The organism is Frigoribacterium sp. UYMn621 (assembly GCF_040549525.1).
Taxonomy (GTDB): domain Bacteria; phylum Actinomycetota; class Actinomycetes; order Actinomycetales; family Microbacteriaceae; genus Lacisediminihabitans.
Map to the genome: position 1 here is coordinate 1 of NZ_JBEPTM010000025.1, position 13,890 is coordinate 13,890.

The following is a 13,890-nucleotide window of genomic DNA, read 5'->3' on the forward strand; positions in this document are numbered from 1 at the left end:
CTGAATATCTCTGCTCATGCGTCATTGTTCCCATCCCACAGCTCCCAGCCGCGGATGTCACGCCGAACCAATTACACAAGATTTCTTACAGACCCGCCCAGCGCGAACACCGCACCAACTGCACGTTTCAGCGTTGGCGGGCGAACACTGTTTTCAGGGATACCTTCTTCGAGTATTCGATCGACCCGTACCGGAACAGGCGGACTGCGAGTCGGAGGACGATGATCCCGAGTGCGAAGAGTTCGACGATGATGATGATCGATTCGAGTGGGCTGAGGGATCCGAACCCGTTGCGGAGCATCGCTGTGACCGGTGCGGAGTAGGGGAAGTAGGTGAAGATTTGCACGATGAAGGAGTGGGGGTCTGAGACGACGAGGGTGACGGCGTAGAAGGGGACGAAGATCAATGCCATCATGATGCCGAAGATCTGCCCGGCTTCTTTCGCAGTGGGCATGATCGCCCCCACCGCCACCAACGTTCCAGTGAACAGGGTGAATCCGCCAATCAGCAGCAGTGCTCCGACGACCATCTGCCAGGGGTTGATGTTCAGGGAGGCGAGGTCGAACGAGGGCAGGTTCAGTTGGGTGCGGAACAGCAGATACCCGACGATGACCGGTAAGGCGAAGGTGACCATTTGGACGACGCCGATGATGAAGAGGGAGATCACTTTCCCAACAATCAACGTGGTCGGGTTCAAGGTGGTGAGGATCATCTCGGTGACCCGGTTCTCTTTTTCCTCCAGGGTGGAGTTCAGCATCTGGTTGCCGAGGAGCAGGATGACGACGTAGAAGATGACGAGGAACAGCAGGGGTGGGATGACACCCCCGATGTTCCCGGAGATGGACCCATTTTTGTACGTGGTCGCATCCACCGGCAGGTTCCCTTGCACCAGGGTGGTCAGGGTTCGGTTATCGATCTTCCCCTGGGCGCTGGCGACCAGCAGTTGGGTGGCGATGGCGGAGTATTTGCCGTTCTGAAAGATTCCTTGGTCGGCCCCGTACACCTTGGTGTGCTGCTTGGCTGGATTTTCTGGGTAGGCGAAGTACGCATCGAGCTTCCCCGCCTTCACCGCCGCGATCGCCGCGGCCGGGTCGGTAGCGAGGGTCCCGCCGAAACCGGAGGCGATCGTGGGGTTCACTAGGCCGGAGTCGTCACTGTAGGTGAAGGTCAGCTTCTCGTTCTTCTGCGCGGTGACACTGTTGTCGGTGGAGGTGTTCGAGAGGACAACGAGGGCGATGACGATCGCGCCGATGATCGGCACGATCAGGGTCGAGATCCAAAACCGCCGCTTCGTCAAGGTGCGGACGACTTCGAAGGACACGACGGTGGACAGGTTGTGTTGGGCCATGGTCAGACTCCCACCAGTTCGTTTTCGTCCCCATACACCTGGACGAAAATGTCATCCAAGCTCAGCTTGCTGGTGGTGAAGCTCCGAACCGTCACCCCACCATCGACCAAAGTTTTCAGGATGATCGCCTCATCCGCATGATCGGCGATCGTCAACTCCGCATAATTCCGCTCCTGCGTCGTGATCTCATAATCCGAAGACGTTGGGATGGTTCCGCTGTAGGTCATGCGGATCATCGTCCCGCCGTACTTGTTCTGCACCTCAGGGATCGTTCCGTACGCTTCCGCTTTACCGTTCTTCAAAAGAATGACCCGGTCGCACAGCCGTTCGACCTCTTCCATCTGATGGGTGACCATCAAAACGGTGGCGCCTTCCTTCTTCTGGTCGTCGATGATCTCCATCAATAGGCGTCGGTTCACCGGGTCGAAGCCCTTCGTCGGCTCATCCAAAATAAGTAACTCGGGTTTGTTCATGATCGTCACCCCCAGCTGGATTTTCTGCTGCTCACCTCCGGAGAGTTTGTCCAGACGCAACTTCGCCTTACTCCCGAGGGACACACGGTCGAGGTAATCGAGTGACCAGGCTGTCGCGTCTCGTTTGCTGAGGCCTTTCAGCCGGCCAAAGTACGTCATCACATCGATAACCGACTCCTTCTTATAGAGCCCCCGTTCCTCGGGAAGGTATCCGAGCCGGTCACCGTCCTCCGGAGAGAACGGCCGCCCACCGATGTGAAGCGTCCCAGCGGTCGGAATGTAAATACCGAGGAGCGCCCGAATGGTTGTGGTCTTCCCTGAGCCGTTCGACCCGAGGAACCCGAACGTCTCTCCCTGCCGAATATCGAACGACAGATCCCGGATGACGGTGGTGGCACCGAAATCCATCCGGAAACTGTCAATGTGGACGAGGGGCTCCGACGGGATGCGATCCATGCCCCCCAACCTACCGAGGTGACCAACTCTCGCACCATGACAAAGGTCACCAGTATTAGAACAAGTCCGCGTCCCCAACCGTGGTCCACTTCCACCTGTGGATAACTTCCACGCCTACGGACGAGGGCAACTATTCTCAGCAAATGGACTTCCTGGACACCCTCAACTGCGAAGAATGTCTCACTCGAATGGAACCGGTCGGTGTAGATTTCCTCGCCTGGCAATGCCCAGAGTGTTTAAGCACTCGCTGGAAGTGATCTACGCGACGGGCGGCACCGACGATAGACCGCCGCCCCCTACCACCGCGCAAAGGGCCACGTCAGTCCCAGATTCGAGTCGTCACACCTTTTGCATCGCGAGGCCCTTCGATGGTCTTGCATCCCATGGGATGCGAGACAATTCTTTCCGGAGTCGCGAGGAACCATCGCAGAACGCCGCCAGTAGACAAGTAACTCCGCAGCCCCGACGCCAGGAATCGCGGGATAGTGTCTGTCAACCTTCGGCTTACGGGCGGCACTTGAGGCCCGAAAGTGCCCTAAAAGCCGTCTCCGTGAGCACCTGAATTGCCGCCCGGTGGTGGTCCGGCTTACGGGCGCTCGAGCTCTAAGGCGGGCGCAGCAAACTTAGGGGTTGTGCATCGTTTGACTCGCCGGAGATTCAGGAAGGCGAGTAGGGGAGGATGGGCAGGTGAAGCTGACACTCGATCTGCACGATATCTACAATCGGAACGGCGACATTGATCGGGCGCTGCGCTCCATCATCGAAGAGGCTGTTGCCAAGAAGGCGCCACTGGTCGAAATCATCCCCGGCAAAGGGTCTGGGGCCTTGAAGAAACGCGTGCTGCGGTTCCTGGACCAGGCCGAGATCAAAGCCCAGTACCACAGGGTCGAGAAGGACTCCAAGAATTTCGGTCGCATCTTCGTACACTTCCGCCCGAAATAGTTCAACGCACACCCACTGTCTAGATCCGGTGGCATATTGACGGTGTCAACGTTCGTGGGGTGGCTGCCGGGAAGGCATCGCTTCGCGAATAACATTGACGCGAAAGCTGCGCTGAAGCCGGAGGCGAAATCATGACGGATCCGCGTGCATCGATTCCTGCGGGTTGGTATCCGGATCCTCGTGAGCCTGGGTCAGCACAAAAACGTTGGTGGGACGGGAATGCCTGGACCGAACAAGTCTCGACCGAGCAGGTGAGTGCACCGAACGTATCCCCTCGGGTAGGGCCAACCCATCCGGATTTCGACTCGTTCCCTATCCGGATGCGGCCCTTCACCGTGATCCGGGTGAACAGTTTTATCGCAGCTCTGCTCATCGCTGGTGCCGGAATCGTCGGAGTGTGGGGCGGTTTTGCGGTCGGGATCACGGTCCACCAGGGCTGGATGCTCACGGCATTAGGTGTCCCTTTCGCTTTCTTCGGACTCTGGACTGCACCCGCGTGCCTCTTCCTTGAACTGGTCCTCACCCGGGACAACGCCGTTGTCCACGGGTTCCTGCGCATCGTGCGGATCCCCCGCGAGTCGGTGAAGGAGATCACGAGCTACCCAAGCATCATCTGGGTTGATTCCCGTGGACGCTCTCGCCGAACTCCGGTGAACGCGCTGAGCTTGTATCGGTCCGGTCAGGCGAGCCCGAATGCTCGAATACTTGCCCGGGTCCAGGGACAGTCGGACCTCCTGCGCCACTGGGCAACCCAGATCAGCTGAACCACCACGGTGCGTTGGCCGTTCGGCTTACGGGCGACCCTTGAGGCCAAAAAGTGGTCTCCAGCGCGCTCTCCAGAACGCTCGAAATTCCGTCCGGTGATCGTCCGGCTCGCGGGTAGAGTTCCGTCAGCCGCGCACCGACGAGCCAGTCATTGGGGCAGGCTGCAAACGCAAAGCAAATGATGGGGTGAACCGCGACCACAGCAGTCCCCGACGCCGCAAGCGAGCGCGACTTCCTTGGTCGGTTTCGAGGCGGGAATCAACTCGTGGCACAACTCGTTCTTGAACTCTAAAGTGAGTCGCCGGCGCGACGCGGGCACGCTCGTCTCTCATTCCGCAAAGATCTTGGTTTACGAGGCGCTACCGTCCGATTTCCCTGCAGCAGACCCGACCTTCGGCTGCTCGCTGGGTGGATCGTCCGGCGGAGTAGCAGATGTGAGGTAGGCGTCGGCGTTTTTCGCACGCCAGGTCGGTTTCTTAAATTTCCAGATGATAAATGGCGCACCGACCGTGAAGAGCAGGGAGGCTGCGAGCATCAGGGGGAAATACAACCAAACTGGCGTGTTGGTGGTGTTAGGCGGGAAGAGTCCGACGATGAATGCGAAGCCCAGCGAAAGGAGCGCGATGCCGCCGACGATCCACATTCCAGTTTTCCCACCGGGGATGCGGTACGGGCGCGGTGTACCGGGTTGGCTGTAGCGGAGCTTTATCGCGGAAGCGAACATCAGCACATACATCACGATGAGCCCCTGGGTGGTGAGCGCGGTAAGAATCCAGTACACAGTGTTCACCGAGGGAATGAGAACGAATAGGAGGGCGAAAATGGATGAGATCACAGCTTGAATGACCAGGACGGCCACAGGTGAGCCGACGTGGTTGTGCTCTCTCCAGACGGGTGGCAGGTTCCCCTGGGCCGCAGAGACTCCAATGGCCTTGGCTGGGCCCACGAGGTAGGTGCTGAGCTGAGCCACAACACCTATGACGAGCATGATCGCGATGGGTATGGTCAACCAGGGCGCTCCGACGGCATTGACCATAGCGGAAGTGGCCTGGATCACGCCTGATGCGAGGGAGAGGTCCTTAGCGCTGACGGTGACGGCGATGGCGATGGTGCCGAGAACGGAGAAGACAAAGATGATCACCCCGGAGAGCAGGATCGCCTTCGGGTAGTCACGGGCTGGGTTCTTCGTCTCCAGTGCGTGGAAGCCAGCCATCTCCATACCAGCGAAAAGCAACACAATGGTCGCAACAAAGGGCAGCGTGCCAGCATTGAGATTGGGAAGCATAGCGGGGGCGCTGAAGGGGATGGCCGAATGTTTGCCCTCGAAAACGTAGACCAGCAGCAGCACGATCAGAAGCCCGGTGGGGATGATCACACCGACAATCGCGCCGATGCTACTAATGAGGCTGCTGAGTTTGTCTCCGAAAAAGTTGAGTAGCGTCACTGCCCAGAAAATCCCGAGCATGATGATCACCATCAGCCAACGGTTATCTGCCGCCGCCGGGAATAGTGCGAACGCCAGGGTCGAGGAGATGAAAGCCAGCACCGTGGGGAACCAGACGAGGTTTTCTACCCAGTCCGACCAAATAGCGATGAAGCCCGATTTTTCGCCGAATCCTTCGCGGACCCAGGCATAGACTCCTCCGCCTTTGGGCCAGCCGGTGGCGAGCTCAGCGCCGATGAGGGAGAGCGGCAGAAAAAACAGGAGGAGGCCAAGGACGTACCATCCAATACTGTGCCATCCAAGTTCGGCCATTGACGGCAAATTTCGAACGGCCAGAACGGCGTTGACTTCGATCATGGCCAAGGCGAATACCCCGAGGGTCACTGCTCGGGGGGCCTTAAATCCTTTCGCTTTCCGTGCAGCTTGTGCTCCGCTGCCGGCGCTTCCCTGTTCGCGGCGGGCGACGCGTGGGTGCGGCGTGGCGGTCTTGGTCTCGGTCATGATTGAACCTCGCGGACGACGTGCGTGTGGTAGACACCATCGACATGATCGATGCCGTGGATGTCGTGTTCGAACCCCGGGAATCGGCGGTCGAAATCTTGCAGAGCCTTCAGGTACTGGACGAACGGCCCGGTGTCCCCGCCGGAGTTCTCGCCGGGCATGATAAGGGGGATCCCGGGCGGGTAAGGCACGATACCCACGGCGAGCGTATGGGAGGCTAGGTCGTCAATTTGGATCTCTTCGGTCTCGCCATGGACGAGGTGCGAGTATGCGTCGGCGGGTGTCATCGCCTGCGCGGGCAATGTGGCGAATGCATCATGCAATTTAGCCAGTTGCCGATTGTCCGACATCGTCTTATGCATTTCTTCTGCGAGGTCTCGCAGCCCCATACCGGCGTAGCGCTGAGGATCTATCTGGAAAATGCCGGGTAGGACAGTGTCAAGACTGACGTTTGCGTCCACGTCTCGTTTGAACTGAAGTATCGAACTCAATAGGGTGCCCCACTTGCCGCGCGTGACTCCGATCGAGAAAAGGAAGAGGACTGAGTAGTCCTGGGTCTTCTCAACAACGATCGACGCGTTCTCATCCAGATACGCACTCATGAGCGCTGCCGGCACGCCGAATGGTTCTGGTGTTCCGTCAAGCGACAGGCCGGGTGTGGTGACGGTTACCTTGATCGGGTCGAGCATCGCATAGGAGTCCGGCAGGTCGAAGCCGTGCCACGATGCGTCTTTACGCAGCAGCCAGGGCTCCGGTGATGTGATGAGCTGTTGCTCGTCGGCATCCTGGAATGAACGCGTCACACCGTCGTTACCGAGGACAGTCGGTGGTTGCCATGGGCGTGGCATCCAGCTGCCCGTACCCTCTTCGTCTGCTACTCGTGCGAGGGTTCGGCGGAATGCCACCGCTTCAGCGATCGATTCGGTGGTCAGGGTCCGACCGCCGGTACCGGACATCATGGCCGCCGCCACGTCATTGGAGGCGATGATCGCATACAGCGGAGACGTCGAGGCATGCATCATGAACGCTTCATTGAACTGATCGTGGCCTATTGGGCGACGCCCGTTCCGAATGTGCGCATACGATGCTTGCGACAAGGCCGCCAAGAGTTTGTGGGTGGATTGTGTTGCAAATGTCGTCGGGGCGTCGGGCGCCCGATTGGCGGTGTGCATCGCGAACCGTTCCGCGTAGATCGGGTTGAACGCCGCGTAGGCGTACCATGCTTCGTCGAAATGCAGTCGATCGACGTGTGATCCCAATGTCGCCTCCACGGTCGGCACGTGGTACAGCAGACCGTCGTAGGTCGAATTGGTGATCATAGCGATTGCCGGCGTGGTCTCCGCATCCGATATCAGCGGCGAGTTCCGTACCTTTTCGGCGACAACTTCCGCAGTCATCTCTGCTGGTGGAACCGGCCCGATGATACCGAGATGATTGCGTGTCGTCTGTAGATAAATTGGTACGCCATGAGTGATCGTGGTCGCCTGCTCGATCGACTTGTGAGCATTTCTGTCCAGAAGCATGACGTCACCCGCTGTGACGGAAGCTTGGTAGACGACTCGGTTCGACGTTGACGTGCCGTTCGTGACGAAGAAGGTCATGTCCGCACCAAATATGTCGGCAGCCCGCCTCTCGGCCTCGCCGATCGGGCCAGAGTGATCAAGAAGAGACCCCAGTTCGGCAACCGAGACAGAGAGGTCAGAGCGGAAAGTTTGTTGTCCGAAGAACTGCCAGAACGCACGTCCCACCGGTGACTTCAGAAATGCAGCGCCTCCCTCATGACCCGGGGTATGCCAGGAGTACTCGTGGGTCTCAGAGAAATCGACGAGAGCTCTGAACATTGGCGGCAACACGGCTCGTCGATATTTTGAGGCGGCATCTCCAATCCGGCCGGCGATCCATTCAGGGGTGTCGTCCAGCAGGTAAATGAACTGATCCACCTGCTCCAGCACCGATGAAGGAAGATCTTCTGCTCCTCGCGTCCCGGATGCGATGAAGACCGGCACTTTGTCGTTGCGCTCACGAATGGCCGGGACAACAGTCGACGCGTCTAGTGTGCCTGTAATATCGACGACGACGACGTCGAACGAGGCGTCTGAACCAAGTGCCAAGGCCGCGTCCTCCGCCGAGTCGGACTGGCGAACCGCGATACCCAGTTGCGAAAGTTCGCTAAGCAGCCTCTCAAGCGCTCTCTGATTGGTGCCGCTTTTGACGTCGAGATCTCTGATAATCAGGGCTTTGATCGAAATTTCGTCGAGCATGTGATTTCTCCTGTAGTGATCTGCGATCTGTTCTAATCGGGCAACTAGGTGCCGGGCTCGGCTCGACTGCCATGAGGGCTGGTCTTCGGAAGCGTCAAATCAGGATAAGTTCCGAAAGTCAGCGGTCTTAGGGCCCAAAGTCCCACCGATAATTAGAGTTCCGAATGTCGGTGAGCGGGGTTTGCCCGGCCGAAGGCAGAGGCACCGTTCTGGGCTCCTGCGGTCGCTTCGGACAGCAGATTTGATTGATTTTCTCCACTGTCCGGGCTGGCTACACGCCCAAGCTACCTAGGGATGAACGCGTCCCCAAACCGCTCACCCCGGCCCGGTAGCCCCGAGTTGTAAGGCTCTGCCACGCTCGGAAGGCCAGATTGCCTGCGGCCCGGTCAGGGTCGTGTCGACCGCAGCAGCTCGAGGACTTCGGTATCGAATTCCATTCGACGAGAAGGGGACAGGCAGGTTGAGGAGCTCTCAGAACTTTATAATCCGTTTCATCGCCTCATTCGCTAGCCCGTAGCCCGTGGCGATGATGAACAGCGCGAGGACCAGGGGAAGAGGCAGGGCCACGAATCCGAGGGCCGCGGCGAATGGTGAAATGGGGAGGAGAATCCCCACCGCGGTGATCCCGCCGCTGACCAGCAGGTAGACCGGTTCTGGTCTACTGCGCCAGAACGGCCGTGAGGTTCTGAGGGTCATCATGGCGACGAACTGGGTGAGTGCCGAGAGCACAAACCACCCCGAATGGAAGAGTACGGCGTCAGCGTGAAAGACCCACATGAGCACGGCAAACGTGATCAGATCGAAGACGCTACTGGTTATCCCGAAAAATATCATGACGCGTGTCACCGTTCGCATGCTCCACACGCTGGCGCGTCCTAGTCGCTCCGGGTCAACCCGGTCCCGCGAGATCAGGGTGTTCGGCACGTCGGCGATCAGGTTCAGCGACAGAATCTGCGCCGCGAGCATCGGCAGGAACGGCAGGGTTGCGGCCGCCACCGTTGTACTGAGGATAAATCCGAAATTCGCGCTGACGACGACCCGAACGTACTTCAACGTGTTCGTGAACGTGCGTCGACCAAGACGGATACCGGTCGCGACCACCGAAAGATCTTTTTCGAGCAGCACGACAGCGGCAGCCTCTTTTGCGACGTTGACCCCAGAGTCGACCGAAATTCCGACATCGGCTAAGTGGAGGGCGCCGGCATCATTGATCCCGTCACCGAGGAATCCGACGGTTTCGCCGGCATCCTTCAGCGCGGTTACGATCTTGATTTTGTGACCGGGTTCGACCTCAGCGAAGAGACTGTTTTTCGAGACGAGGTCGAGCAGCGATTCGTGACTCGCCTGGTCAAGTTCCGATCCGACCACAACCCGCGCGTTGGCAAAACCCAGTTTCGCTGCAAGTGACGCGGTCACGAATCGGTTATCGCCGGTAACGACCTTAACCTCGACCCCGAGATCCGTCAAAGAGGCAACGGAATCCCTGACGCTGTTCTTGATGGGGTCCTCGAAAACGAGAAGGCCGGCGAAGACCAGGTCGTGCTCCGCAAGAGGTCCCACAGCACGCTCGTCGGGGGCGAGGACGCGATAGGCGACAGCGATGACGCGCAATCCGTCGGCGCCAAGGGACTGTGCGAGAGCAGTGATCGCGGGGATCCTCGCAGTGATGTCATCGATACCACCCTGGATCCTCACCTGGGTGGAGCATGACAGAACCGAATCGAAGGCCCCTTTGGTGACTAGCGTCGGGCTGCCGTCGACCTCAACGGCGACTGACAGCCGCTTGCGGATGAAATCGTATGGCACTTCTCCGATCGCCGCAGCGCCGGCTGGCACAGCGCGTCCAGCGAGGATAGCCAGATCGAGAGGATTGGAGTACCCAGTGTGCAGGCCCGCGTTCAGCACGGCGAGGTCGAGGACACGGGGGTCCTCTTCACCCTTCACATCGATGGCTTTCTTGATGGTCACCACACCGACGGTGATGGTGCCCGTCTTGTCGGTGCACAACACTGACATCGCCCCGAGGTCCTCGATGACGTCCAGCCGTTTGACAATCACCTTGACCCGCGCCATCTTTCGAGCACCGACGGCCAGGCTCACTGATACGACAACGGGGAGCATCTGCGGTGTGATGCCCACTGCCAGGGCGATGGCGAACAGGAACGAGTCGAGAAGAGGACGTTGAAGGGCGAGGTTGATTGCTAGCGTCGCGGAGACGAGCACGATAGTGACGCGCAACAGCAGAAGGCCGAATTTTCGGATTCCGATCTCGAAGCTTGTCGCCTTCGGCTTCTGGCGGAGGGACGCGGTGACATGGCCGAACGTGGTCTGCGCACCGGTGAGGACGACGAGGGCAAGACCTGTGCCGCTGACAACATGGGTTCCGGCGAAAAGGGAGTTCGTGCGGGCTGCGAGCGGGGTTTGCACCGCGAGGACGGTTCCGGCGACTTTCGATACCGGAAAGGATTCACCCGTGAGGGCTGATTCGTCGATGGACAAGTAATCCGACTTGAGGAGCAGGCAATCGCCGGGGATGATATCGCCGGCAGAGAGGACCAGGTGATCGCCCGGCACCACCATACTTAACGCGACCGTGACTGGTACCCCATCGCGTTGAACGCGAACGTCGATCGCTACCTGAGCGGTGATGGCCGCAACCGCATCGGCTGACCGGCTCTCCTGCCACGCTCCGAGGATGGCGCTGAGGGCGACGATCGAGAGGATGATCGTGCCGTCTGTCACATCGCTGACGACCATCGACAACCCTGCGGCGATGACCAGAATGAGGGTGATTGGGCTGGAAAACTGGCGACCGATGATCCGGAGGCGCCCGATCGCGCGAGGGCTGAAATGATGCCGGATGCGAACGGGACCCGTCCGGGAGCGAGATGAGTCCGCGAGACATTTCTCGATGTCGGCCGAGGACAGGCTCCAGAAAGGGACCTCAGTCGGTGCTGGGTGATCTTCGGTCATCTCAATAGCGTGGATCGTGTCTCCAGATTCTCTAGCACATTAGAAGGTCCCGCGAGATCCAGGAGGGTGCCTTCAAGATCAGCGGCCGAGACGACGCTCACGCCGACGCGCGCTCACGACCTGTGAGTTACTGCTGGCGCCCGTAGGAAGCTAACCCTCCGCCCACTCGCAACGCACAGGCGCCCCTATCCGAGCCAGCCCGCAGGTCTGTCGAATGCCGCGCTTTCTGGTGAAGAGGCAGGCCCGTTCTAGCGAGCGACAGGGTCGAAAGTCTCGTCGAGGTGGGTGCGGAGATGTTCGCAGGGGTTGCTCGGCGGTCACAGCGGTTTCCAACTCAGATCCGAGGTTCAGTTCGGGCGGATGACGAGGCGGTTGTGAACCGTCGTGACGTTCGGGGATGCCCACGCCGCATTGCCAGCCTGCTGCTTCTCCGCCCATGAGCGGACGGTGCCGGTCAGGGTGACCTCGTTCACCCCCACCACCGTCGTCGTGATCGCCTTGGCGTCTAACTGGGCGTTGCGGACAATCGCATTGGTGATGCGTTGCTCAGCATCAGTGGCGGTGGGACGAGCTTTCAGGGTGATTTGGTTGTCGACCGAAGAGATGTCTCGAAGGTACTGTACGGCGCGCTGGGCAGCTCGACGTTGGAAATCCCACTGCACCTCACCGGTGAGTGTCACACTGCGATCAACCATCTCAGCCTTGACTGTCTCCGGGACGTCGGTGGCCCACTTGAGGGCATGCTCAACAATTTTTGCGATATCTGTTTCGGTGGTTCGCCAACTCGATTTCGGGTGCACAGTCAAGTCGTCAACGACGGTGATCACACCGCGTACGCGAAGGGCTGCGTGCGTGGCGGCCAGATGCTCGGTGTAATTGTCGACCTCACCGGAAAGAGTGACGGTTCCGTCAGCGACGGCGACACCGATGGCAGCGGAGTCGACGTCCGGCGTCCATTCCAGTTCATCCTGCACCGCAGTCTGCAGCTCGTGGTCGCTTCGGATGGGAGCTGCGATGCTCATGATCTCGTTCCAATCGTTTGGGAGATGCGTTCATGTTCCACACTCCGCGCAGATCAGGTTGCCGACTAGGGCCGTTGGTCCTACGAATCAACCCGGACATGGGTGGGTGTCCGCTCACTGCGAAGCTCGGCGGTGGCCGGCCCAGTGACAAACGGTGACTCCACCCGGGGAGGGCTTTGCCGACACCCCGCGATCGGCATGCCCACCGGTTGGGATCACCCCACAGTGGGCCCCGCATTGCCTCCGCATTTTCGACTGGGCTTTCGGCGGATCTTCGCCGGACCAAAGTCTCTACTGAACACTCACAATCCCGGAACCCTTGAAGGATAATACTCATCATGCACGTCCCCGTTTGGAGAAGAAAATGACTGTTGTGGTACCTGTTCGGAGCGACCAATTTGCCGGATGAGGCAACCGGCGACGCTGAACGCTCTTAGCTCCCAAACCCCACATTTACCCACTACCCCGCCGCCCCTCTCAACCGCCCCGTATCGCGACTCACGCTGATTCGCACGATGGATCAAATGGGACACGCTTTGGACGTTCGCCAATGTCACAACATTGGCACGCTCAGCCAGAACATGAGTGAACTGCGAATCTGTCGCGCAGGAGGTTCGCTTACTGACTTTCCGGGTTGAGAAATACACCCGGGACGTTGTGTTCGTTGTTCGAAAAGGTGGCGAGATCGGTCGAGTTTCGGCTCTGGCCCGCTTTCCGAACCTTCAGAATCAGCTTGGCGTGCCGGGTTCTGGACTGGGCAGGCTGAATAACCATTCAGGAAGCGGTGACCTGCCGTGCTCGATCGGTCTTGGTTTTGTCTTCTAACTCGAGGCCCGCGTCCTCGGGCAGGAGGGTTTTGACGAACACGAACGAGACGACGGCGAAGAAGGCGAACCCGGCATATACCCAGCCCAGTCCTACCGCGCTGGAGAGCATGGGGAATAGGAGGGTCACCAGGAAGCTGAACATCCAGTTGAAGGCAGTTGACATACCCAGCGCCAGCCCGCGGAACCGGTTCGGGAAGATCTCGCCTAACACCACCCACATCACCGGCCCCCACGTCGCGGCGAAGAAAACCACGAACAGGTTTGCCCCGACCAGCGCGATCAACCCCCACGGCGGCGGCAAAGACACAGTTGCACCAGAGTTATGCGCGTGCGTGAATGAGATGGAGGCTGCGATCAGCCCGATGGACATTCCCACTGAGCCGACCAGGAGCAGAAGCCGCCGGCCCACTTTGTCGACGAGGAATATGGCGACGAAAGTCAAGGCAACGTTGATTACCGCCGTGATCACCGAGGTGATGAATGAATCGGCCGGGGAGAAACCGACCGATTGCCACAGCGCGGTCGAGTAGTAGAAGATCGCATTGATTCCCACCAGCTGTTGAAGCGCTGCCATGCCGATTCCGATCCACAGGATCGGGTTCAGCCCGAGCGCTCTACCGCGAAGGTCACGGTAGCTGGAGCGCTCCGAACTTGCCAGGCTCTCCTTGATTTCATCGAGTCGTTTCTGAGGGTCGGCGGCCCCGGTGACGTTGGTGACGACATTCAGAGCGTCATCGTTGCGTCCCTTGAGAAGCAGGTAGTGCGGCGACTCGGGGATTACGGACGACAGGACGCCGTAGGCCAGAGCGGGCACGACCCCAACCAGAAGCATCCAACGCCACGCCGGCAGACCCCACCACAACTGCCCGCCCGCCGCG

At 59.4% G+C, this 13,890-nt stretch carries 9 protein-coding genes and 1 pseudogene; 3 read left to right on the top strand and 7 right to left on the bottom strand.

What is annotated here, in order from left to right; genetic code table 11:
- Positions 1-127: 127 nt before the first annotated feature.
- Both ABIB54_RS17100 and ABIB54_RS17105 read right to left on the bottom strand, forming a co-directional pair.
- The gene (locus tag ABIB54_RS17100) at positions 128-1,348 is read right to left on the bottom strand and encodes an ABC transporter permease (RefSeq protein ID WP_354576734.1); all 1,221 of its coding nucleotides are present in this window, start codon (positions 1,346-1,348) and stop codon (positions 128-130) included.
- Positions 1,349-1,350: 2 nt separating this feature from the next.
- Positions 1,351-2,277 carry an ABC transporter ATP-binding protein gene (locus ABIB54_RS17105; protein ID WP_354576735.1) on the bottom strand — a complete coding sequence of 309 codons (927 nt, stop codon included), beginning with the start codon at positions 2,275-2,277 and terminating at the stop codon, positions 1,351-1,353.
- 687 nt (positions 2,278-2,964) lie between these two features.
- On the opposite strand from ABIB54_RS17105, the gene ABIB54_RS17110 reads away from it, so the two are divergent.
- The 3 genes and pseudogenes from ABIB54_RS17110 to ABIB54_RS17120 all read left to right on the top strand — a co-directional run bounded on the left by ABIB54_RS17110 (position 2,965) and on the right by ABIB54_RS17120 (position 3,983).
- A complete protein-coding gene (locus ABIB54_RS17110) occupies positions 2,965-3,219 on the top strand; it encodes a Smr/MutS family protein (protein WP_354576736.1) in 255 nt (84 codons plus the stop codon).
- Between the two features lie 131 nt (positions 3,220-3,350).
- Positions 3,351-3,470, top strand: a pseudogene (locus tag ABIB54_RS17115) (DUF2510 domain-containing protein); the annotation flags it as partial.
- 69 nt (positions 3,471-3,539) lie between these two features.
- A complete protein-coding gene (locus tag ABIB54_RS17120; protein WP_354576742.1) occupies positions 3,540-3,983 on the top strand; it encodes a hypothetical protein in 444 nt (147 codons plus the stop codon).
- Between the two features lie 350 nt (positions 3,984-4,333).
- Here ABIB54_RS17120 and ABIB54_RS17125 read toward each other — a convergent pair whose 3' ends face one another.
- From ABIB54_RS17125 to ABIB54_RS17145, 5 genes are all read right to left on the bottom strand, one after another.
- Positions 4,334-5,929: an amino acid permease gene (locus ABIB54_RS17125; RefSeq protein ID WP_354576737.1), complete on the bottom strand. Its 1,596-nt coding sequence runs from the start codon at positions 5,927-5,929 to the stop codon at positions 4,334-4,336.
- Complete coding sequence (locus ABIB54_RS17130) at positions 5,926-8,190, bottom strand: Orn/Lys/Arg family decarboxylase (protein ID WP_354576738.1); 2,265 nt, start codon at positions 8,188-8,190, stop codon at positions 5,926-5,928. Before ABIB54_RS17130 ends, ABIB54_RS17125 begins: the two co-directional genes overlap by 4 nt.
- Before the next feature lie 471 nt (positions 8,191-8,661).
- A complete protein-coding gene (gene mgtA, locus ABIB54_RS17135) occupies positions 8,662-11,163 on the bottom strand; it encodes a magnesium-translocating P-type ATPase (RefSeq protein ID WP_354576739.1) in 2,502 nt (833 codons plus the stop codon).
- A gap of 347 nt (positions 11,164-11,510) precedes the next feature.
- A complete protein-coding gene (locus ABIB54_RS17140) occupies positions 11,511-12,185 on the bottom strand; it encodes a BON domain-containing protein (protein ID WP_354576740.1) in 675 nt (224 codons plus the stop codon).
- A 774-nt stretch (positions 12,186-12,959) separates the two neighbouring features.
- A partial coding sequence (locus tag ABIB54_RS17145; RefSeq protein ID WP_354576741.1) for an MFS transporter occupies positions 12,960-13,890 on the bottom strand: 931 nt, incomplete at its 5' end.